Below are 19,006 nucleotides of genomic sequence, written 5' to 3'. Positions count from 1 at the left end.
GTCAGTACACGTCGCGGGCGTAGCGCCCGTCCTGCAGGAGTTCGGAGAGCCAGGTCTGTGCGGCCTCGGGTGTCTTGCCGCCGTGGGTGGCGACGATCTCGGCGAGCGTGGCGTGCACGTCCTTCGCCATCTGCGCGGCGTCGCCGCACACATAGAGATGCGCGCCACCGGCGAGCCAGTCGTACAGTTCGGCACCGCGTTCGCGCAGCACGTGCTGCACATAGCGCTTCTGGGGCTGGTCGCGCGAGAAGGCGACGTCCAGCCGGTGCAGCGCGCCATCCTTGAGCGCCTGCTGCCACTCGAGCTGATAGAGGAAGTCGTCGCCGGCATGGTGGTTGCCGAACACCAGCCAGTTGCGACCGGCCGCGCCGGCCTGCTGGCGCTCCTGCACGAAGGCGCGGAACGGCGCAACGCCGGTGCCGGGACCAATCATGATCACGTCGCGCGTGCCGTCGGCCGGCAGCCGGAAGCGCTCGTTCGGCTCGATGAAGACGTCCAGCGTCGCCTCTTCTTCCGCCTCGGCGATCCAGCGCGAGGCGGCGCCGAGGTGGGCTTCGCCGTGCGCGTGGTAGTCGACCACGGCGATGGTGAGATGCACCTCCTCGCCCACCGCTTGCGCGCTGGAGGCGATGGAATACAGCCGCGGGGTGAGCGGCCGCAATGCGGCGACCAGCGCGGCGGCGTCCCAGTCGGCCGGATGTGCGCGCAGCAGATCGATCGGCTGGTGGCTGGCGAGCAGCTCCTTGATGGCCTCGGGGTGTTCCAGCGCGGCGCGCAGCACGGCGCTGTCCGCCCGCTCAGCCACCGCCTGCACCAGCGGGCGGCTGAGCCGGGTCAGCTCGCGCTCGCAGCTCAGCCATGCGCGCAGCGGTTGCTCGCGACCGTCGTGGGTGACGACGGCGTCGCCCGCCAGCGACAGCGCGGCGAGAAACGCGTCGACCAGCGCGGCCGGGTTGCGATGCCACACGCCCAGCGCATCGCCTGGCGCGTAGCGCAGGCCAGAGCCTTCCAGCGACAGCTCCACGTGGCGCACGTCACGCTCCGCATGACGCGAGACGATGCGCTGGTTGGCCAGCACCGGCGCCGGAAACGGCCGCTCGCGATGGAACGACGGCCGCGCCGGCGCCACCCGCAGCGGCGTCACCGACGCGCTCGGCAGCTCGCGGCCGAGCTTCTCGCGCACCCGCGCCAGCGCGCCTTCGGCCCATGGCGCGGCGACCGGCTCGATGTCGACGTCGGCCTCGGCCAGCGGCGCCAACCGCTGCGCGCCCAGCTCGGCCAGCCGGGCGTCGAGCGCGCGGCCCATCGCATTGAACAGCGGGTAGCTGGAATCGCCCAGACCCAGCACCGTGTAGTGCAGGTGCGGCAGCTTCGGCGCGCGACGCGACGCGAGAAATTCGACGAAGCCGCGCGCGTCGTCCGGTGGCTCGCCCTCGCCCTGGGTGCTGACCACCACGGCCAGGTAGCGCTCGTTGGTCAGCTCGCGGGTGGCGTAGGCGCCGGCGCGCACCAGTCGCACCGGCAGGCCGGCGGCTTCCGCCTGTGCGGCGAAGCGTTCGGCCACGCGGCGGGCGTTGCCAGTCTGGCTGCCGTACAGCACGGTGAGCCGGGTCGCGTTGGCCACAGCCGTTCGGGGCGACGAGTGCGCCGCCTGCTGCGCGGCGTAGGCGGCGATCCAGTACAGCTGCGCCGGCTCCAGGCCGTCGACCAGCTGGCACAGCAACGCCTGGCGTTCCTCGCCCAGGCCGGGCGGTGGCGCGAGTGCGGGCTGCGTGGCATTCACAGGGCGATCCTTTGGACGTCCAAACGGGGATCGCCGCAGCTTGCGCCCGGGTACACCATCGACCAAAGGATGATTGGCGATGACCATATGCCGCTGCGTCATGCCCGGCGCCGGTGGCTACAATCGCGCCCATGGCCATCTCCTCTCCCTCCCGCAAGCCGCTACCGATCGAGGTGCGCGGCTCCGCGCGCCAGCCGCTCGGCATGTCCACCGCCCAGTTCCTGCGCGACTACTGGCAGAAGCACCCGCTGCTGGTGCGCAACGCCTTCCCCGATTTCGTGCCACCGATCGCACCGGAGGACCTCGCCGGCCTGGCCTGCGAGGAGGGCGCGCTGTCGCGGCTGATCCGCCACGACGAGAAGCGCGACCGCTGGCAGGTAAAGACCGGCCCGCTGGCCGAGGCCGACTTCGCCACCACCGGGGACGCCAACTGGACCTTGCTGGTGCAGGACGTGGACAAGTGGGACGCCGACGTCGCTGCGCTGCTCGAACCGTTCGCGTTCCTGCCGAGCTGGCGCGTGGACGACATCATGGTGTCGTACGCCGAGCCCGGCGGCGGCGTGGGCGCGCACGTGGACCAGTACGACGTGTTCCTGCTGCAGGGCCTGGGCCAGCGGCACTGGGCGATCAGCACCGACCCGGACGCACCGAAGGATTTCCGCTTGGACGTGGAGCTCAAGCAGCTGGCGCATTTCGAGCCCACCCACGAGTGGCTGCTCGAACCGGGCGACATGCTCTACCTGCCGCCGGGCGTGCCGCACGACGGCGTGGCCTTCGGCGGCGCATGCATGACGTTCTCCGTCGGCATGCGCGCGCCCTCGCAGGCCGAGCTGATCGGCGACCTCGCCGATTACCTCGCCGAACGCCTGCCGGAGGAGGCGCGCTACACCGACCCGGACCTCGCCCCCGCTCGCAACGCCGGCGAGATCGACCGCAGCGCGCTGGAGCGCCTGCGCACCGCCCTGCCCTTCGCCACCGCCTACAACGACGCCACCCTGCTGGACTGGTTCGGCCAGTTCATCACCCGCTACCGGCTGGCGCAGAACCCCGCGCCGGCCGATCGACCGACCACGCCGGCCGCGCTGGACAAGCTGCTGGCCGGCAGCAGCGTGTTCCTGCGCCATCCGTGGTCGCGCATGGCCTGGGCGCGCACCCGCGCCGGCTGCACGCTGTTCGCCAACGGCCACGCGTATCCGGCCAGCCACGGGCTGGCGCAACTGCTGTGTGCCGAGCGCGAGTTCGTGCTGGACGGCCCGCTGGATGCCACGGAACGCAGCCTGCTGATCGCCCTGCTCGACGACGGGCACCTGGTGCCACGCAAGCCACGCCGCCGATGAAACTCGAGGCCTTCCACATCGTCAGTGCCGACTGGGCCCGCGCCAGCGACCGCGAGACGATCCGCCCGCTGCGACGGGCGGTGTTCGTGGAGGAGCTCGGCCTGCCGGCGGAATGCGAAACCGACGCGCTGGACGCCGGCGCGCTGCAGCTGATCGCCCGCGACGACGCCGACCGCGCCATCGGCGTGGCCCGGCTCACCGCCGACCACCGCATCAGCCGCGTCGCCGTACTGTCAGGCGCCCGTGGCCAGGGCGTAGGCACGGCGCTGCTGCGGCAGTTGGTGGACCGCGCGCGCAGTTTCGGCTGGCCCGAGGTGCAGTTGGACGCGCAGGTGGACGCCATCGCGTTCTACACCCGCGAGGGCTTCGCCTCAGAGGGCGAGCTGTTCGAGCAGGCGGGCCTGCTGCACCAGACGATGCGCAAGGCGTTGGCGTCGGAACCGCCGACCGCCCGCGCGCCGCGCGACCTGGGCGTGCTGCCAGCCGAGGACCGTCAGGCGGTAGAGGCCGCGCGGCTGCAGTTGCTGGTGGACGCACGCCACGTGCTGGCGATCCATCTGCCGGTGCTGGACAGCGAGCACTTCGCCAGCGCTGCCGAGCTCGAGCAGATCCGCCGCATCGCCACCTCCGGCCGCGGCGCGCGTATCCGCCTGCTGCTGCACGATCCGGCCGCCGCCCTGCGCGACGGACATCGGCTGCTCGCCCTGGTGCAGCGCCTGTCCAGCGTGATCCAGGTGCGCCGCCCGGTGGACGAGATCGATCTGGCCAACCGTGCCGGCTGGCTGCTCAACGATGCCGGCGGTTATCTGTTCCTGCCCGAATACGACCGACCGCAAGGCCGCGCCGCCCGCCACGACCGCGCCGGCCAGGCGCCGCTGGCCCAGCAGTTCGACGAGGTGTGGGAGCGTTCGGTGCCGGCCACCGAACTGCAGGCGCTGGGTCTGTAGCCGGCAGCTGAACGCCGCGCGGCACGTCCTATCACCGCAGCGACTGCCCGCAGGCCGCTCGCGCCCTAGTTCCGGGCGGCGTCGCGCCCCTTGATTTGTAGCGATGCGGGCGCATTCGTACCCGCGTACGGGTTGTCGCATCGCAGCAGCCCGGGTCTATAATTAACAAGATTTTTGCCAGCCTTCTGCTGCGCCAAGGGCAGCGCAGGCGGCCTCCCTTCCCCGACCGGTGGTGACGTGAGTACAAACCTGATTCGCGAGTTCTTCGAATCCTCCCAACTCGCAGGCGGAAACGCCGACTATGTCGAAGCGCTGTACGACGCCTGGCTGAGCGACCCCGGCTCCGTCCCCGCCGAATGGAACAGCTATTTCCAGAACTTCAATGGCCGCGCGTCGGGAGATGTCTCCCACACCGCGGCCATTGCGCGTATTGAAGCGGCGCAGAAGCAGCGGCGCGGCGCGGCCGCCGGTGCCGCCGTTCCGATGGACGACGCCCATGCGCGCAAGCAGGCCGGCGTGCTGCGCCTGCTCACCGCCTACCGTTCGCGCGGCCACCTCGCCGCCGACCTCGATCCGCTCGGCCTGGCGCAGAAGATGGACGCGCCGGACCTGGGCCTGGCCTTCCACGGCCTGAGCGACGCCGACCTGGACACCGAGTTCGACTGCGGCACCTACGCCGGCGGCGGCCAGCGGATGAAGCTGCGCGAGCTGCTGGCGCGGCTGAAGAAGATCTACACCGGCACCATCGGCGCCGAGTTCATGTACATCTCCGACCACGCCCAGCGGAACTGGATCTACAGCCGCCTGGAGCAGGCCAACGGCAATCCGGGTCTGGCCGCGGACGAGAAGCGCCACGTGCTCGACGTGCTCACCGCCACCGAGGGCCTGGAGCGCTACCTGCACACCAAGTACGTCGGCCAGAAGCGTTTTTCGCTGGAAGGCGGGGACAGCCTCATCCCGCTGGTGGACGACGTGGTGCGCGCGGCCGGCGACAACGGCATCAAGGAGCTGGTGATCGGCATGGCCCATCGCGGCCGCCTGAACGTGCTGGTCAACATCCTGGGCAAGCCGCCGAAGACCCTGTTCGACGAGTTCGAAGGCAAGTTCGAGCACATCGACGACCCGGCCTACTCCGGCGACGTGAAGTACCACATGGGCTTCTCGTCCGACCTGAAGACGCCCAAGGGTGGCGTGCACGTGGCCCTGGCGTTCAACCCGTCGCACCTGGAGATCGTCAACCCGGTGGTGGCCGGCTCCGTGCACGCGCGTCAGCTGCGCCGCCGCGACACCGAGCACCAGCAGTCGATGGCCGTGCTGATCCACGGCGACGCGGCGCTGGCGGGCCAGGGCGTGAACATGGAACTGTTCAACATGTCGCAGGCCCGCGGCTTCAAGATCGGCGGCACCCTGCACGTGGTGGTGAACAACCAGGTGGGCTTCACCACCTCCAACCCGCAGGACGCGCGCTCCACGATGTACTGCACCGACCTGGCCAAGATGGTCAACGCGCCGGTGTTCCACGTGAATGGCGACGACCCGGAAGCGGTGATCGAAGTCACCCGCTTGGCCTACGAGTTCCGCAAGACCTTCCGCAAGGACGTGGTGATCGACCTGGTGTGCTACCGCCGCCACGGCCACAACGAGGCCGACGAGCCGGCGGCGACGCAGCCGTTGATGTACCAGGTCATCCGCAAGCGCCCGACCACCCGTGACCTCTACGCCCAGCGGCTGCAGAAGGACGGCGTGATCGCCGACGGCGACGGTCAGAAGCGCCTCGACGCCTACCGCGACCGCCTGGAGGCCGGCGCGCCGCTGGCCGAGTTCAACCCCACGCCGGTGCGCGACCTGGAGATCGACTGGGCGCGCTTCACCAACAACTCGCTGGCGACGGCCGTGGACACCACGGTGCCGAAGCAGAAGCTGGTGGAGCTGGCCAAGCGCATCCTCGACCTGCCGGGCGACCTCACGCTGCAGTCGCGCGTGGCCAAGATCTACGACGACCGCCGCAAGATGGCCGCCGGTGAGCAAGCGGCCGACTGGGGCTTCGCCGAGAACCTGGCCTACGCCACCCTGATCGACGGCGGCAGCAATCTGCGCCTGGTCGGCCAGGATTCGGGGCGCGGCACCTTCTTCCACCGCCATGCAGTGCTGCACGACCAGAAGGACGGCCACACTTTCCTGCCGCTGGGCACGATCCGTGACGACGCCAACGTCGAGGTGATCGACTCGCTGCTCAGCGAGGAGGCGGTGATGGCGTTCGAGTACGGCCACTCCACCACCGATCCTGACACGCTGCACATCTGGGAAGGCCAGTTCGGCGACTTCGCCAACGGCGCGCAGGTGGTGATCGACCAGTTCATCAGCTCCGGCGAGTCGAAGTGGAATCGCCTCTGCGGCCTGGCGCTGTACCTGCCTCACGGCTACGAGGGACAGGGCCCGGAGCACTCCTCCGCCCGCCTCGAGCGCTTCCTGCAGCTGTGCGCGATGAACAACATGCAGGTCTGCGTGCCGACCACCCCGGCGCAGGATTTCCACATGATCCGCCGACAGATGCTGCGCCCGGTGCGCAAGCCGCTGATCGTGATGACGCCCAAGTCGCTGCTGCGCCACAAGCTGGCCGTGTCGAGCCTGGACGAGCTGGCCAACGGCAGCTTCCAGCTGGTGATCGGCGAGCATCGCGAGCTGCCGGCGAAGAAGGTCAAGCGCGTGGTGCTGTGCGCGGGCAAGGTCTACTACGACCTGCTGGAGGAGTCGGAGAAGCGTGGGCAGACCGACGTGGCCATCGTGCGCGTCGAGCAGTTGTACCCGTTCCCGCGTCCGCAGGTCACCGCCGAACTGGAGAAGTACGCTTCCGCCAAGGAAGTGATCTGGTGCCAGGAAGAGCCGATGAACCAGGGCGCGTGGTTCCAGATCCGCCACCATCTGCAGGCCTGCATCGGCGCCAAACACACGCTGTCGTACGCCGGCCGGGCCCGCTCCGCTGCACCGGCCGCTGGTCACCTCAACGAGCACAACGCCGAGCAGGCGGCTCTGGTCGAGCAGGCGCTGGTCGCCCCGATCGGCACCGACCATTCGGCCGAGTAAGATTTTTCGAATAGCGCGGTCGGGACGGCCGCTTTGCTCCCGCGCCCACGGATGGGCGCTCACCTGAAACCAAGGACCCTGTATGTCCATCGAAGTCAAAGTCCCCGTCCTCCCCGAGTCCGTCTCCGACGCCACCATCGCCACCTGGCACAAGAAGGTCGGTGATGCGGTCAAGCGCGACGAGAACCTCGTCGATCTGGAGACCGACAAGGTCGTGCTCGAGGTGCCCGCCACGGTCGACGGCGTACTGAAGGAAATCCGCCATCAGGAAGGCGACACGGTGAACAGCGAGCAGGTCATCGCGATCATCGAGGAAGGCGCCGCCGCTGCCGCGCCGGCCCCGGCGAAGGACGAGGCCAAGGCGGCTGCGCCCGCGCCGGCCAAGGCCGAGGCACCGAAGGCCGCCGGCAAGGGTACCGAGCAGCTGTCCCCCGCCGGCCGCCGCGTCGCCGAGGAAGAGCACATCGACCCGTCCAAGGTCGCCGGCACCGGCCGTGACGGCCGCGTGACCAAGGAAGACCTGGTCAACTACGGCAAGGGTGGCGCCACCGCTGCGCCGGCCGCGCCTGCCGCCAAGCCGACGCCGGGCGCCCGTCCGGAAGAGCGCGTACCGATGACCCGCATCCGCGCGCGCATCGCCGAGCGCCTGATGCAGTCGAAGAACTCCATCGCCATGCTGACCTCGTTCAACGAGGTGAACCTGGCCGAGGTGGTGAAGATGCGCAAGACGCTGGGCGAGTCGTTCGAGAAGGCGAACGGCATCAAGCTCGGCTTCATGAGCTTCTTCGTCAAAGCCGCCGCCGAGGCGCTCAAGCGCCATCCGGTGATCAACGCCTCCGTCGACGGCAACGACATCATCTACCACGGCTATCAGGACATCTCGATTGCCGTGTCCACCGACAAGGGTCTGGTGACGCCGGTACTGCGCGACGTGCAGGACATGAGCTTCGCCGAGGTCGAGCAGGGCATCGCCGGCTACGCCAAGAAGGCGCGCGACGGCAAACTTGGCCTGGACGACCTGCAGGGCGGCACCTTCACCATCACCAACGGCGGCACCTTCGGCTCGCTGCTGTCCACGCCGATCGTCAACCCGCCGCAGAGCGCGATCCTGGGCATGCACACCATCAAGGAGCGCGCGATCGTCGAGAACGGTCAGGTGATCGCCGCGCCGATGATGTACCTGGCGCTGTCCTACGACCACCGCATCATCGACGGCAAGGACGCGGTGCTGTTCCTGGTCGACATCAAGAACCAGCTCGAGAACCCGCAGCGCATGCTGCTCGGCATTTGAGCGCCCCCGCTCGAATGCCAGATAGGTAACGAAGCTCTGATGCCGGCAAGCTCCCGAAGTCCGGGTCTTGCCGGTTGCTTCTAAAGCAGCAGAGCCCATCTTTTCGCTACACCCGCGAACCCTCGATCCGGTGTTCGCCTGCAAGGAACCCGTCATGAGCGACCAACAATTCGACGTCATCGTCATCGGTGGCGGCCCGGCCGGCTATCACGCCGCTATCCGCGCTGCGCAGCTGGGCCTGAAGACCGCCTGCATCGACGCCTGGGCCGGCAAGGACGGCAAGCAGGCGCTGGGCGGCACCTGCCTCAATGTGGGCTGCATCCCGTCCAAGGCGCTGCTGGATTCCTCCAAGCAGTTCTACAACATCGCGCACAACCTGCCGGTGCACGGCATCAGCGTGGACAACGCCAAGGTCGACCTGGGCACCTTCATCGGTCGCAAGGACAAGATCGTCAAGCAGTTCACCGGCGGCGTGGCGCAGCTGTTCAAGGCGAACAAGATCACCAGCTTCTTCGGCAAGGGCAAACTGTTGAAGGGCAACCAGGTGGAGATCACCGGCAACGACGGCGCCAAGCAGACGATCAGCGCCACCAACGTGATCCTGGCCTCCGGCTCCGTGCCGATCGAGCTGCCGTTCGCCAAGTTCGACGGCAAGCACATCATCGACAATGCCGGCGCGCTGGACATCAACGAAGTGCCCAAGCGCCTGGGCGTGATCGGCGCGGGTGTGATCGGCCTGGAGCTGGGCAGCGTGTGGCGCCGTCTGGGCGCCGAAGTGACCGTGCTCGAGGCCCTGCCCGACTTCCTCGGCGCCGCCGACGCGGACATCGCCAAGGTGGCGCTGAAGGAGTTCAAGAAGCTCGGGCTGGACATCAAGCTGGGCGCCAAGCTGGCCAAGGCCGAGGTGAAGAAGAATGAGGTCCACCTCACCTACACCGACTCCGACGGCGAGCACAACCTGGTGGTCGACAAGCTGCTGGTTGCCGTGGGCCGCCGTGCCTACACCGACGGCCTGCTGTCCGACGACTGCGGCGTGAAGCTGGACGAGCGCGGCCGCATCGCCGTGGACGATCACTGCCATACCGGCGTCGATGGCGTGTGGGCGGTGGGCGACGCGGTACGCGGGCCGATGCTGGCGCACAAGGGCTTCGAGGAAGGCATTGCCGTGGCCGAGTGGATCGCCGGCAAGTCCGGCCACGTCGCCTACGACACGATTCCGTGGGTGATCTACACCGAGCCGGAAATCGCCTGGGCCGGCAAGACCGAGAAGCAGCTGAAGGACGAAGGCGTGCCGTACAAGGTGGGCACCTTCCCGTTCGCCGCCATCGGCCGCGCCGTGGCGATGAACGAGGCGGTCGGCATGGTCAAGATGATCGCCCACGCCGAGACCGATCGCATCCTGGGTGTGCACATGGTTGGCCCGGGCGTGTCCGAGTTGATCGCCGAGTGCGTGGTGGCGATGGAGTTCAAGGGCTCGGCCGAAGACATGGCGCGCATCATGCACGCGCACCCGACCTTGTCCGAGGCCGTGCACGAGGCGGCCCTGTCGGTCGACAAGCGCGCCATCCACAAGGGCAACTGATCGCCCCTGTGCGATGAAGGGCAACGGCCCGCTCGTGGCGACATGGGCGGGCCGATTCATTTGCGGCAGGCATTCGCCCGCGGGCAACGCCGCTGGCTTTGGAATCAAAGTCAGGAGCGGCGCCCGCGAGCGGGCTCCTACAAAGAGGTATTCCATGTCCCCGATCACCTCCCTGTGCGTCTACTGCGGCTCAAGCAGCGGCTCGCGTCCCGAATATGCCGAGCAGGCACGTGCGTTCGGCGCCGAGCTGGCGCGGCGCGGCATCACCCTCGTCTACGGCGGCGGCAACGTCGGCCTGATGGGCATCGTCGCGGATGCCGTGCTCGCTGACGGTGGCAAGGTGGTCGGCGTGATTCCGCGCCACTTGGTCGAGAAGGAAGTCGCGCATACCGGGCTCAGCGAGATGCTGGTGGTCGAGACCATGCACGAGCGCAAGACGCGCATGTACGAGCTGTCGCAGGCCTTCGTCGCGCTGCCCGGCGGCTTCGGCACGCTGGACGAGATGTTCGAGATGCTGACCTGGGCGCAGCTCGGCCTGCACCAGTGGCCTTGCGCCTTCCTCGACACCCAGGGCTACTATCGCCATCTGCTGCAGGCGATGCGGCACATGGTTGACGAGAAGTTCGTGCGCTCGGCGCAGTTGGACGGCATCTGGTTCGGCGAATCGATCGATGCGCTGTTCGACTGGATGGCCCATTACCAGCCGACCTTCGTGCCGAAATGGATCGACGAATCGGCCGTCGCGCCCTAAGCAAGGCATTCCCATCCCACCGCGTAAGAACGCAACCATGACGCCATCCACCTTCTTCCGCGCCTTCCGTATCCATAGCGACCACGCTGGCTATCGCGGCGGCATCGAGACCATGGACGTCCAGAGCCTCTCGGCCGGTGAGGTGCTGGTCAAGGCGGCGTACTCCTCGGTGAACTTCAAGGACGCGCTTGCCGGCACCGGCAAGGGCAAGATCCTGCGCCAGTTCCCGCTCAACGGCGGTATCGACGTCGCCGGCCACGTGGTGGCGTCGACCGACCCGGCGTTCAAGGAAGGCGATGCGGTGCTGTGCACCGGCTCGGGGCTCTCGGAGACACGCGACGGCGGCTACGGCGAGTACGTGCGCCTCGACACGCGCTGGACCATTCCCCTGCCCGCCGGCTTGAGCTTGCGCGAGAGCATGATCCTGGGCACCGCCGGCTTCACCGCGGCGCTGGGCCTGCTGCAGATGCAGGACAACCGCCAGACGCCGTCGCTGGGGCCGATCGCGGTCACCGGCGCCACCGGCGGCGTGGGCATGCTGGCGGTCGACATGTATGCGCGCGCCGGCTACGAGGTGCACGCGATCAGCGGCAAGGCCGAGCACTTCGACTTCCTCCGTCAGCTGGGCGCAGCGCAGTGTCTGGATCGCCACCAGCTCACCTTCAGCGGCAAGCCGATGGACTCGGCGCGGTTCGGCGGCGCGCTGGACAACGTCGGCGGCGCCATGCTGGCCGGCCTGCTGCCGCAGATCGCGCCGTACGGCAACGTGGCGCTGTGCGGCAACGCCGGCGGCATCGCGTTCGACAGCACCGTGATGCCCTTCATCATCCGCGGCGTGAACCTGCTGGGCGTAGCCAGTGCCGGCACCGCACGCGACCAGCGCGAGCGCGTGTGGCAGCATCTGGCGGGCGACTGGAAGCCGCAGCACCTGGATCGCATCGTCACGCGTGAGGTGACGCTCGACGAGCTGCCGGAGGTCTTTCCCGCCATGCTGGCCGGGCAGTCGTTCGGTCGTACCGTGGTGCGGCACGGCAGCCGCTGACCGCCTCGACTTGGAAGCAGGTCGGGCGCAGCTTAGAATCCACCCACTTTCGTACAAGGGATCCCCACCTTATGGCCCGTATCCTCATCGTCGACGATTCACCGTCGCAGTTGCTCGGTCTGAAACGCGTCGTGGAGAAGCTCGGCCACGAGGCGCTGACCGCCGAGGATGGCGCTGCAGGCGTCGAGGCGGCCAAGCGCGAGCTGCCGGACCTGATCCTGATGGACGTGGTGATGCCGAACCTCAACGGTTTCCAGGCCACCCGCACGATCAGCAAGGACCCCACCACCGCGCACATCCCGGTGGTGCTGGTAACCACCAAGGACCAGGAGACCGACAAGGTCTGGGGCATGCGCCAGGGCGCCAAGGCCTACGTCACCAAGCCGATCAAGGAAGAGGAGCTGGTCGCCACACTGGCCGAGCTGCTGCCGGCCTGAATCGCCAGGCATCAGAACACATGAAAACGGCGCCCGCGGGCGCCGTTTTCGTTTGCAGCAAGCGGACAAACTGGAGGCTCAGCCGCGCGGGTTGTAGTCCGCGAAATGCTTGTGCAGCGCCTCGTAGGCCTTGCGCTGCTTGTCGTCCTCGGCCGGCGGCGTGCGGATCGACAGTTCCACCAGTTGGTCGCCCGGCGGCGTACCCGGCATGCCCCGCCCCTTGAGCCGCAGCTTCTTGCCCGACTGCGCCCCGGCGGGGATGCGCAGATCCACCGTACCGGCCAGCGTCGGCACCGGCACCGTGGCGCCCAGCGCCGCTTCCCACGGTGTAATCGGCAATACGTGCAGCACATTGCGGCCGTCCAGCTTGAAGCGGGCGTCGTCGCGGATGGCCACTTCCAGCAGCAGGTCGCCGTTCGGGCCGCCCGCGGCACCCGCATGACCCTGTCCGGACAGACGGATCACCTGCCCCGGCTGGATGCCCGCCGGGATCTTCACCTCCAGCACGCGCTCGTTGCCGTGGCTGTCGTGCAGTGCGACGCGGGTGCGGCCGCCGTCGAAGGCGGTCTGCAGGTCAATCTGCACCTGCGCCTGCACGTCGCGACCGCGCCGCGCCCGCGGCTGCCCGCGATGACCGCCACCCGCACCGCGACCGAACAGGCTCTCGAAGAAGTCGCTGAAGTCGCCCTCGCCGGCGCCATCACCAAAATCGAAGCCCTGGCCGAAGCCCGGCGGCGGGCGGAACTGCTCACCGCCGCGGTAACCGCCGGCGCGCACCTGGTCATAGGCGCGGCGCTTCTCCTTGTCGCGCAGCACCTCGTTGGCCTCGTTGACGGCCTTGAATTTGTCCTCGGCACCGGCTTCCTTGTTCTTGTCCGGATGGTATTGCCGCGCCAGCTTGCGATAGGCGGCCTTGATCTCCGCCTCGCTGGCATCGGGCTTCACGCCCAGGATGTCGTAATAATCTTTGAACTCCACTCACCTCTCCCCGGCGACGGATGGCGCAGGATCCGCGGCGGGCGGGCGCCCGCCGCGGATCGAATCGTGCAAGCTTACTCGGCCGCGTTGATGGTGATGCGGCGCGGCGTGGCCAGCGGCTTCTTCGGGATCACGATCTCCAGCACGCCGAACTTGCCCTTGGCAGTGATGCCCTCGGCATCGGCGCTGTCCGGCAGCGTGAAGCGGCGATGGAACACGCCGTGCGCCCGCTCTACCCGGGTGTACTTGCCGTTGTCGCCGTTCGGCGCCTGGCGCTCGCCCTTGATGGTCAGGATGCCCTTTTCCATGCTTACTTCGATCTGCGCCGGATCCACGCCCGGGATATCGGCCAGGATCACGAACCGCTGCTCGTCCTCGCGGATGTCCACGCGCGGCGCCCACTGGCTGGTGACCACGTTGGACGCGTCGCCGTCCTCGGCCTGGAAGAAACGGTCGAAGGCCTGGCGGACCTCTTCCGGGAACATGCGGCTGGCATTCCACTGCATCGGGTTGCGGTTGCTCATGACGGACTCCTTCAAAGGGTTACGGCGCACACGCCGCTTGCCTGTCAAGTAGGTGCGACTGGCCGCGATTCAAGGCGACAGCGCCACCCGGGGCGGTTTAGCATCCCTCGGTTGCCCCCTCTTCAGCTGGAAACCCCATGACCATCCAGACCGGCCAGACCCTGCCCGACCTGCCGCTCGCCGTGATCGACGACGGCGAAAAGGAGAACACCACCACCGGCGCGCTGTTTGCCGGGCGCAAGGTGGTGATGTTCGCCGTTCCCGGCGCCTTCACGCCCACCTGCTCGGAGCGTCACCTGCCCGGCTACGTGGCCGCGTTCGACGCATTCCGCGAGCGGGGCATCGAGGTCTATTGCCTCTCGGTAAATGACGCCTTCGTCATGCAGGCGTGGGCGAAGGCCCAGTCCGTCCCGCCCGGCCTGAAGATGCTCGCCGACGGCAACGCCGAGTTCACCCGCGCACTCGGGCTGGAGCTCGATGGCAGCGCCTACGGCCTGGGCCTGCGCGCGCGACGCTTTGCGCTGTACGCCGATGACGGCGTGGTGAAATGGCTGGCGATCGAGGCACCGGGCGAATTTCGCGTCACCGGCGCCGAAGCAGTACTGGCCGCCATTGGCGGCTGACACTCGTCCCACCTCACTACAAAGGAGCGCAGGATGCGCCTGTCCGATGGCCTGCTCGAACCGCTGCTCGGCCCCCTCATACCCTGGCTCTATCGCGACTCACGGGTCTGGACCGGACTGGGACTGGCAGGCGCGGCGCTTTTCAGCTCTCGCTTCCTGATCCAGTGGCTCCATTCCGAGAAGGCCAGGCAACTGGTGGTACCGCCGATCTTCTGGCACCTGAGTTTCTGGGGCAGCGTGCTGCAGCTGCTCTACGCGCTGCATATCGACAAGCTGCCGGTGATGCTCAGCTACGCCTTCCTGCCATTTCTCTACGCGCGCAATCTCTGGCTGCTCAAGCGCACGGCATCGCGTTGAGGTTGCGCAAGCCCTGAAACGAAAAACCCCGGCCTGCGCCGGGGTTTTTCGTGGTGCGTAGACTGGCTGAATCAGGCCTCGTCGCCGGCCGGCGCCGTGCCGGCATCGACCTGCGGGGGCTGGCCCTCAGGCACCAAGGCCTCGGCCTCTTCGCCGTTGTCCTCGTCGGCCTCCAGCCGCACCACGCTGACCAGTGCCTCGTCGGCCGGCAGCTTGATCAGGGTGACGCCCTGGGTGTTGCGGCTGAGCTGGGAGACCTCGGCGACGCGGGTGCGCACCAGGGTACCCTGGTTGGAGATCAGCATCAGCTCGTGCGCCTCGGTGACCTGCACCGCGGCGACCAGTGCACCGTTGCGCTCGGAGCACTGGATACCGATCACGCCCTGGGTGCCGCGGCCCTTCTTCGGGAACTCGTCCAGCGCGGTGCGCTTGCCGTAGCCGCGTGCGGTGGCGGTAAGCACGTCGCCCTCGGATGCCACGATCATCGATACCACCTCGGCGTCGTCCGCCAGACGCATGCCGCGTACGCCGGTGGCGGTGCGGCCCATCGAGCGCACGGTGTTCTCGTCGAAGCGGTTGACCTTGCCGTTGGAAGCGAACAGCAGCACGTCGCTGTTGCCATCGGTGAGCGCCACGTTGACCAGCGCATCGCCCTCGGCCAGGTTGATCGCCTGCTTGCCCTTCTGCAGCTGGAAGGCGAACTCGGTCAGCGGGGTCTTCTTCACCGTGCCGTTGCGGGTGGCGAAGAACACGAAGCGGTCCTCGGCGTACTCACGCACCGGCAACACCGCCTGCACCTTCTCGCCCTCGGCCAGCGGCAGCAGGTTGACGATCGGCTTGCCGCGCGCGGCCGGACCGGCCTCGGGCATCTGGTACACCTTGAGCCAATAGACGCGGCCGGTGCTGGAGAAGGTCAGCAGCGTGTCGTGGGTGTTGACCACCCACAGTTGCTCGACGACGTCCTCGTCCTTCAGCGCCGAGGCCGAGCGGCCCTTGCCGCCGCGGCGCTGCGCGCGGTAGGTGCTGGCCGGCTGGCGCTTGATGTAGCCGGTGTGCGAGAGCGTGACCACCACGTCTTCCGGGGCGATCAGGTCGAGCACGTTGAGATCTTCCTGCGAGGCCTGGATCTCGGTGCGACGCGCGTCGCCGAACTCCGCCTTGATCGCTTCCAGCTCCTCGCGGATCACCTTCAGCAGCACCTCGGGGTTTTCCAGGATCTCGATCAGGCCGCGGATGGTCTCGAGAATCTGGCGGTACTCGTCGGACAGCTTTTCCTGCTCCAGCCCGGTCAGGCGGTGCAGGCGCATGGCGAGGATTTCCTGCGCCTGCACGTCGGACAGCTGGTAGCCGTCCGGCTTGAAGCCGTCGCGCGGATCCATGTCTTCCGGTCGCGAGGCATCGGCACCGGCGGCCGACAGCAACGCCCCGACCATGCCCGGCTCCCACTTGCGCGCCACCATGCGCTCGCGCGCCTCGGCCGGCGAAGCCGAGGTGCGGATCAGCTCGATCATCTCGTCGATGTTGGCGAGCGCGACGGTGAGGCCTTCGAGGATGTGCGCGCGGGCGCGTGCCTTGCGCAGCTCGAAGATGGTGCGGCGGGTGACCACCTCGCGGCGGTGGCGGATGAAGGCCTCGAGGATGTCCTTGAGGTTCAGCAGCTTCGGCTGGCCGTCGGATAGCGCGACCATGTTGATGCCGAAGGTGACCTGCAGCTGGGTCTGCTGGAACAGGTTGTTGAGCACCACGTCGGCCATCGCGTCGCGACGGATCTCGATCACCACGCGCATGCCGTCCTTGTCGGACTCGTCGCGCAGCTCGCTGATGCCCTCGAGCTTCTTTTCCTTCACCAGCTCGGCGATCTTCTCGATCAGCCGAGCCTTGTTCACTTGGTACGGCAGCTCGTGGACGATGATCGTCTCGCGGCCGTTGGACTCGGTTTCGATCTCCGCCTTGGCCCGCACCAGAATGCGGCCACGGCCGGTGCGGTACGCCTCGACGATGCCGGCCGAGCCGTTGATGATGCCGTGAGTCGGGAAGTCCGGCCCCGGGATGTAGGTCATCAGATCGTCGATGCCCAGCGAGGGATCGTCGATCAGCGCGATCGTCGCGCCGATCACCTCGGTAAGGTTGTGCGGCGGAATGTTGGTCGCCATGCCCACCGCAATACCGGCCGAACCGTTGACCAGCAGCGCCGGTACGCGGGTGGGCAGCACCAGCGGCTCGTGCTCGCTCTCATCATAGTTCGGGCCGAAGTCGACGGTTTCCTTGTCGATGTCGGCCAAGAGCTCGTGGGTGAGGCGCGACATGCGCACCTCGGTGTATCGCATGGCGGCGGCATTGTCGCCGTCGACCGAGCCAAAGTTGCCCTGGCCATCGACCAGCATGTAGCGCAGCGAGAACGGCTGGGCCATGCGCACGATGGCGTCGTAGACCGACGCGTCGCCGTGCGGGTGGTACTTACCGATGACGTCACCGACCACGCGGGCCGACTTCTTGTAGGGCTTGTTCCAGGCGTTGCCCAGCTCGTTCATCGCGAACAGCACGCGGCGATGGACCGGCTTGAGGCCGTCGCGCACGTCCGGGAGGGCGCGTCCCACGATCACGCTCATGGCGTAGTCGAGGTAGCTCTGGCGCATCTCGTCTTCGATGTTGACGCGGATGACTTCTTTGGCGAGTTCTGCCATCAATCGGCTTCCCAGTGAACGAAAAAAGGCCGCATCGCCAGCGCCTCATGCGCGTGCGCAAGCGACCCGAAAATGAACCCGCAGAGTGTACCACGAAAGCGCTTTACGTGACAGTATTTAGTGCTTTTTAATCAGTCACTTAACGCAGTGTTTTGGGGTGACGAAAAAGCACCGCGCGCGCTGCTGAAAAATTGACCAGTGCAGCCACCGCCGAACCAGCCGCCGCGGCGATTGCCGGCCACCGGTGCAGGGCGGGAAACAACTGTAGGCACAGCGCGTACACGCCGTAGTTGACAACAGCCCCGGCGCTCATCAGCACCAGCCAGTGCAGCCATTCGGCATGTGCGGGACGGCCGCTGGAGCGACCCGCGAAGGTGTGCCGGCGATTCCACCACCAAGTGAACGTGGCGGCCAGCAGGAACGACACCACACGGGCGAGGTACGCGTTCCACTGCTCCACGCCCACCAGGGCCTGCACCACGGCGGCGTCGATGATCAGGCCGAGCACGCCGCCGATGGCGAACAACGCGATGTCGCGCGGCAGCTTCACCCGCCGAAGACCGCCCGCATCACGGCCGCGTTGGGCCGCTCGATCACGCCGCGCTCGGTGACGATAGCGTCGATAAGTTCGGCCGGCGTCACGTCGAACACCGGATTCCAGGCTTCGGCGCCATCGACCACCGTGCGCTGCCCGGCGGTGGAGAGCAGCTCGGTGGCGTCGCGCAGTTCGATCTCGATCGACTCGCCGTCGGGCGTGGCCATGTCCACGGTCGAGGAAGGCGCGGCGACCATGAACTTCACGCCGTGATGGCGCGCGGCGATGGCGAGCTGGTAGGTACCGATCTTGTTGGCGGTGTCGCCATTGGCCGCAATGCGGTCGGCGCCCACGATCACCCACTGCACGGCACCGGATTTCATCAGGTGCGCGGCAGCCGAATCCGCGATCAGCTTGGCCGGAATGCCGTCACGCACCAGCTCGTACATGGTCAATCGTGCGCCCTGCTGCCACGGCCGCGTCTCGCCGGCGTAGACCTGGCCGATGCGTCCGCTGGCGACACCGGCGCGGATCACCCCCAGCGCCGTGCCGAACCCGGCGGTAGCCAGCGAGCCGGTGTTGCAGTGGGTCAGCACGCCCGAGCCCGGGGCGATCAGCGAGGCACCGAGCTCGCCCATGTGCCGGTTGGCGGCGAGGTCCTCGTCCTGGATGGCCTGGGCTTCGACCGCCAGCGCGGCCGCATCGGCGCCGGCGGCGATGCGCTGCTTCATGCGGTCCAGCGCCCACATCAGGTTGACCGCCGTCGGCCGTGCCGCACGCAGCGTGGCCAGTGCCGCGTCCAGCGGCTCGCCCTGCTGTGCAGCAAGCACCACGCCCCAGGCAGCAGCGATGCCGATTGCCGGCGCGCCGCGCACCACCAGGTCGCGGATGGCCTGGGTAACGTCGGCGGCCGTACGGCAATCCATCCAGCGTTCTTCGCGCGGGAGCAGGCGCTGATCGAGCAGTCGCAGATGATCGCCCTGCCATTGCACGGCACGGACGCGGTCGTAACGGTCGTAATCCATCGGAATTCTTCGCACTTCAACAAAGG

The 19,006-nt window shown here is 67.9% G+C and carries 16 protein-coding genes; 10 read left to right on the top strand and 6 right to left on the bottom strand.

The window, feature by feature from the left end; all coding sequences use genetic code 11:
* Position 1 precedes the first annotated feature (1 nt).
* A complete protein-coding gene (locus tag ACQVBX_RS04065) occupies positions 2 to 1,783 on the bottom strand; it encodes an assimilatory sulfite reductase (NADPH) flavoprotein subunit (RefSeq protein WP_431636627.1) in 1,782 nt (593 codons plus the stop codon).
* Positions 1,784 to 1,914: 131 nt separating this feature from the next.
* Here ACQVBX_RS04065 and ACQVBX_RS04060 point away from each other — a divergent pair, with 131 nt between their 5' ends.
* The 8 genes from ACQVBX_RS04060 to ACQVBX_RS04025 all read left to right on the top strand — a co-directional run bounded on the left by ACQVBX_RS04060 (position 1,915) and on the right by ACQVBX_RS04025 (position 12,254).
* Complete coding sequence (locus ACQVBX_RS04060) at positions 1,915 to 3,120, top strand: JmjC domain-containing protein (protein ID WP_431636626.1); 1,206 nt, start codon at positions 1,915 to 1,917, stop codon at positions 3,118 to 3,120.
* On the top strand, positions 3,117 to 4,067 hold the full coding sequence (locus ACQVBX_RS04055) for a GNAT family N-acetyltransferase (RefSeq protein WP_431636625.1): 951 nt from the start codon (positions 3,117 to 3,119) through the stop codon (positions 4,065 to 4,067). Before ACQVBX_RS04060 ends, ACQVBX_RS04055 begins: the two co-directional genes overlap by 4 nt.
* A 237-nt stretch (positions 4,068 to 4,304) precedes the next feature.
* The gene (locus tag ACQVBX_RS04050; protein ID WP_431636624.1) at positions 4,305 to 7,151 is read left to right on the top strand and encodes a 2-oxoglutarate dehydrogenase E1 component; all 2,847 of its coding nucleotides are present in this window, start codon (positions 4,305 to 4,307) and stop codon (positions 7,149 to 7,151) included.
* 82 nt (positions 7,152 to 7,233) lie between these two features.
* Complete coding sequence (gene odhB / locus ACQVBX_RS04045) at positions 7,234 to 8,442, top strand: 2-oxoglutarate dehydrogenase complex dihydrolipoyllysine-residue succinyltransferase (protein ID WP_431636623.1); 1,209 nt, start codon at positions 7,234 to 7,236, stop codon at positions 8,440 to 8,442.
* 154 nt (positions 8,443 to 8,596) lie between these two features.
* Positions 8,597 to 10,024 carry a dihydrolipoyl dehydrogenase gene (gene lpdA, locus ACQVBX_RS04040; RefSeq protein WP_431636622.1) on the top strand — a complete coding sequence of 476 codons (1,428 nt, stop codon included), beginning with the start codon at positions 8,597 to 8,599 and terminating at the stop codon, positions 10,022 to 10,024.
* A 154-nt stretch (positions 10,025 to 10,178) separates the two neighbouring features.
* Positions 10,179 to 10,775: a TIGR00730 family Rossman fold protein gene (locus ACQVBX_RS04035; RefSeq protein WP_431636621.1), complete on the top strand. Its 597-nt coding sequence runs from the start codon at positions 10,179 to 10,181 to the stop codon at positions 10,773 to 10,775.
* A gap of 37 nt (positions 10,776 to 10,812) precedes the next feature.
* Positions 10,813 to 11,817, top strand: coding sequence for a YhdH/YhfP family quinone oxidoreductase (locus ACQVBX_RS04030; protein ID WP_431636620.1), 1,005 nt, complete (start codon positions 10,813 to 10,815; stop codon positions 11,815 to 11,817).
* 71 nt (positions 11,818 to 11,888) lie between these two features.
* The gene (locus ACQVBX_RS04025; RefSeq protein WP_431636619.1) at positions 11,889 to 12,254 is read left to right on the top strand and encodes a response regulator; all 366 of its coding nucleotides are present in this window, start codon (positions 11,889 to 11,891) and stop codon (positions 12,252 to 12,254) included.
* A 78-nt stretch (positions 12,255 to 12,332) separates the two neighbouring features.
* Here the strand turns inward: ACQVBX_RS04025 and ACQVBX_RS04020 are convergent, their stop codons facing one another.
* Positions 12,333 to 13,232, bottom strand: coding sequence for a DnaJ C-terminal domain-containing protein (locus ACQVBX_RS04020; RefSeq protein WP_431636618.1), 900 nt, complete (start codon positions 13,230 to 13,232; stop codon positions 12,333 to 12,335).
* A 74-nt stretch (positions 13,233 to 13,306) separates the two neighbouring features.
* The gene (locus ACQVBX_RS04015; protein WP_431636617.1) at positions 13,307 to 13,756 is read right to left on the bottom strand and encodes an Hsp20/alpha crystallin family protein; all 450 of its coding nucleotides are present in this window, start codon (positions 13,754 to 13,756) and stop codon (positions 13,307 to 13,309) included.
* Between the two features lie 137 nt (positions 13,757 to 13,893).
* Between ACQVBX_RS04015 and ACQVBX_RS04010 the strand changes: the two genes are divergently transcribed.
* Positions 13,894 to 14,379, top strand: a complete 486-nt coding sequence (locus tag ACQVBX_RS04010; RefSeq protein WP_431636616.1) for a peroxiredoxin — start codon at positions 13,894 to 13,896, stop codon at positions 14,377 to 14,379.
* Between the two features lie 33 nt (positions 14,380 to 14,412).
* The gene (locus ACQVBX_RS04005; protein ID WP_431636615.1) at positions 14,413 to 14,736 is read left to right on the top strand and encodes a lipid-A-disaccharide synthase N-terminal domain-containing protein; all 324 of its coding nucleotides are present in this window, start codon (positions 14,413 to 14,415) and stop codon (positions 14,734 to 14,736) included.
* Between the two features lie 71 nt (positions 14,737 to 14,807).
* Here the strand turns inward: ACQVBX_RS04005 and gyrA are convergent, their stop codons facing one another.
* The 3 genes from gyrA to mtnA form a co-directional block, all read right to left on the bottom strand.
* Complete coding sequence (gyrA, locus tag ACQVBX_RS04000; RefSeq protein ID WP_431636614.1) at positions 14,808 to 17,420, bottom strand: DNA gyrase subunit A; 2,613 nt, start codon at positions 17,418 to 17,420, stop codon at positions 14,808 to 14,810.
* A gap of 139 nt (positions 17,421 to 17,559) precedes the next feature.
* Entirely contained in the window at positions 17,560 to 17,970 is a 411-nt protein-coding gene (locus ACQVBX_RS03995; protein ID WP_431636613.1) for a GtrA family protein, read from the bottom strand.
* Positions 17,967 to 18,980: an S-methyl-5-thioribose-1-phosphate isomerase gene (gene mtnA / locus ACQVBX_RS03990; protein ID WP_431636612.1), complete on the bottom strand. Its 1,014-nt coding sequence runs from the start codon at positions 18,978 to 18,980 to the stop codon at positions 17,967 to 17,969. The genes ACQVBX_RS03995 and mtnA overlap by 4 nt, the downstream gene beginning before the upstream one ends.
* Between the last annotated feature and the right edge of the window lie 26 nt (positions 18,981 to 19,006).

The sequence above is a fragment of the Dyella thailandensis genome, from assembly GCF_050749815.1.
In the GTDB taxonomy this organism is placed as follows: Bacteria; Pseudomonadota; Gammaproteobacteria; order Xanthomonadales; family Rhodanobacteraceae; genus Dyella_A.
Note: the sequence above shows the minus strand (reverse complement) of the source record. Positions and strands in the feature narration are given on the sequence as shown.

Bases quoted from the DNA above. Each gene is read 5' to 3' on its own strand.
- ACQVBX_RS04060 (WP_431636626.1), top strand. From the start codon at position 1,915: ATGGCCATCTCCTCTCCCTCCCGCAAGCCGCTACCGATCGAGGTGCGC.
- ACQVBX_RS04055 (WP_431636625.1), top strand. From the start codon at position 3,117: ATGAAACTCGAGGCCTTCCACATCGTCAGTGCCGACTGGGCCCGCGCC.
- odhB (WP_431636623.1), top strand. From the start codon at position 7,234: ATGTCCATCGAAGTCAAAGTCCCCGTCCTCCCCGAGTCCGTCTCCGAC.
- lpdA (WP_431636622.1), top strand. From the start codon at position 8,597: ATGAGCGACCAACAATTCGACGTCATCGTCATCGGTGGCGGCCCGGCC.
- ACQVBX_RS04035 (WP_431636621.1), top strand. From the start codon at position 10,179: ATGTCCCCGATCACCTCCCTGTGCGTCTACTGCGGCTCAAGCAGCGGC.
- ACQVBX_RS04030 (WP_431636620.1), top strand. From the start codon at position 10,813: ATGACGCCATCCACCTTCTTCCGCGCCTTCCGTATCCATAGCGACCAC.
- ACQVBX_RS04025 (WP_431636619.1), top strand. From the start codon at position 11,889: ATGGCCCGTATCCTCATCGTCGACGATTCACCGTCGCAGTTGCTCGGT.
- ACQVBX_RS04015 (WP_431636617.1), bottom strand. From the start codon at position 13,756: ATGAGCAACCGCAACCCGATGCAGTGGAATGCCAGCCGCATGTTCCCG.
- ACQVBX_RS04010 (WP_431636616.1), top strand. From the start codon at position 13,894: ATGACCATCCAGACCGGCCAGACCCTGCCCGACCTGCCGCTCGCCGTG.
- ACQVBX_RS04005 (WP_431636615.1), top strand. From the start codon at position 14,413: ATGCGCCTGTCCGATGGCCTGCTCGAACCGCTGCTCGGCCCCCTCATA.
- gyrA (WP_431636614.1), bottom strand. From the start codon at position 17,420: ATGGCAGAACTCGCCAAAGAAGTCATCCGCGTCAACATCGAAGACGAG.
- mtnA (WP_431636612.1), bottom strand. From the start codon at position 18,980: ATGGATTACGACCGTTACGACCGCGTCCGTGCCGTGCAATGGCAGGGC.